At 63.6% G+C, this 2,012-nt stretch carries 1 protein-coding gene and 1 pseudogene; both read right to left on the bottom strand.

Annotation, left to right across the window (positions count from 1 at the left end; genetic code table 11):
• Positions 1-120 precede the first annotated feature (120 nt).
• Positions 121-1,518, bottom strand: a complete 1,398-nt coding sequence (locus FCK90_RS15155; RefSeq protein WP_181954351.1) for an IS30 family transposase — start codon at positions 1,516-1,518, stop codon at positions 121-123.
• A 100-nt stretch (positions 1,519-1,618) separates the two neighbouring features.
• Positions 1,619-2,012, bottom strand: a pseudogene (locus FCK90_RS15820) (IS3-like element ISPfr13 family transposase); the annotation flags it as partial.

The following is a 2,012-nucleotide window of genomic DNA, read 5'->3' as shown; positions in this document are numbered from 1 at the left end:
TTGCGGAACCGGGTAGAAAGAGACTGACAATCGTAGGCGTCGCCGACGGTCCCGATCGACGGGGCGATGCCCTCGAGGGCGAGGTGCTCGGTCAGTCGAATGGCGGTGTATTGGCCGTATTCAACCGGTGCTCGCAACAGTTGACTGTTGGACTGAGCGTAGCTGATCTTCAAAGGCTTCGGCGGGTGTCCTCCAGCCCAGGATCCCGCGGGGCCGATTGTTCATCGCGGTGGCTATCGCAGCGATCTCCGCGGTGCTCCACCGTGAGAGGTCGGTGCCTTTCGGGAAGTACTGCCGCAGCAGCCCGTTGAGATGTTCGTTGCTGCCGCGCTGCCACGGGCTCTTCGCGTCGGCGAAGTACACCGGGGTCTTGGTGGCCTCGGTGAAAAGAGCATGGGCTGAGAGCTCTTTGCCTCGGTCCCACGTCAATGACCGGCGCAGCGATGCTGGTACTGAGCTCATGACGTTGATCAGGGCATCCTTCATCGTCAGTGCCCCATAGCCGGCCAGGGCGGGACCGTTTTTCTTCGGTGGGATGAGCCCATAGCCGACCTGTCGGGGCAGGTGCACCAGCATCGCGTAACGAGTGGTGCGCTCAATCAGGGTGGCCACCGCTGAGCGCTTCAACCCGATGATCAGGTCGCCTTCCCCATGACCAGCAACCTTGCGGTCCTCAGCTTCTTTGGGGCGATTGGCCAGCACAGTTTCGGCGGTGACATGAGCCCAGGCTTGCCGCCGGGTGCGGGCCCTGGGCATCCGCTTGGTGCGTCCTCGGCGCAGGTGCCATGACTGCTGACGAGCCAAGCCGCCGCGGGATTCGACGTAGAGGGCTTGATAGATCGCCTCATGGGAGATCCTCATGGGCGGGTCATCGGGGAACTCCAGCGGTAACCGTTTCGCGATCTGCTGCGGGCTCCAGGCGGTGACCCACTCACGGTCCCCGCGGTGGGGCTTGTTCTTCCCATCCCAGACCGGGCCGTCCGGGCCGATGACCTCACCTTCGGCGGTGCGGATCTCACCGCTGAGCTTGTCCTGAACATACTGGCGCAGCCGTTCATTGGTGACCATCTTCGCGATCTTCGGGCGGCGGGCACCCCGAGGGGCGTGCCATTGAGCAGTCGAGGTCTTGTAGTCCAGCTGATATGTCCTGGTCGAAGCGTTACGCAACAACTCCCGTGAGACCGTCGAGGGAGACCGGCCCAGCCGGCGGGCTATTTCTCGGACTCCGATCTCTTGGGCTCGCCATAAGGCGATGTCTTCCCGTTCTGAGGAGGAGATATAGCGTCCTGAAACACTCGGGGTCAGTTGCGGATTCACTCCACCAGCATGCTTGAACCAACGATGAGCTACCGGCTCGGAGACACCAGCAGCCTCACCGGCTTGCCTCGTCTTGGCCCCTGTTGCGATGGCCTGCCAGAATCGCACGCGGTCCTCGCGCCAGGCCACTGTAGGACGCCCAGCAGAGACAATCTGACCGCGATACTGTCTTGCTCTCTTCTGCCTCGGGCCGATGCCCATCGAACACCTCCATCAAGTAGGTGTTGCGAGCACCGGTTGAATACGGCTTGAGATCCGGCGTCGCTGTGGTGGATCAAATCCCCTGGTGAGACAGGGTTGNTGGTGGTGCACAGCTTCTTCGCCCGCCGCACACCCTCCAGACCCAAGGTCCGCATGGCCCGGTCCACCGCCCCGCGAGAGGTGCCGGCGAGGCCTTCCTGACGTCGGAGCAGGGCGACCCACTTCCGCCGCCCATACAGGCCCTCCGGCGTCATCTGGATCTGCCCGGTGACCTGATTGACCGTCCAGGCGAGGTCGCGGATTCTGTCCTCTACCAGGGCATCTGTGACGGTGCGTTCAGCGATGCGGGCCGGACGCTTCCAGGCCCGGTAGGTCCGCGCAGCGATCCTCAAGCCCTGTTGGCGCAGGACGCGAAGGATCGGCTCGACTGCGTAGCCCTCGGCTCTCACCTCGTCGATGAAAGCCAGGATCAGCGGTTGCGGGGGTCGAGCTCC

This window comes from Kocuria coralli (genome assembly GCF_008831305.1).
GTDB lineage: Bacteria > Actinomycetota > Actinomycetes > Actinomycetales > Micrococcaceae > Kocuria > Kocuria coralli.
This window is presented reverse-complemented; position numbering and strand designations above follow the sequence as displayed.

Excerpts from the sequence above, each read along its gene's own strand:
- FCK90_RS15155 (WP_181954351.1), bottom strand. The coding sequence starts at position 1,518 with ATGGGCATCGGCCCGAGGCAGAAGAGAGCAAGACAGTATCGCGGTCAG.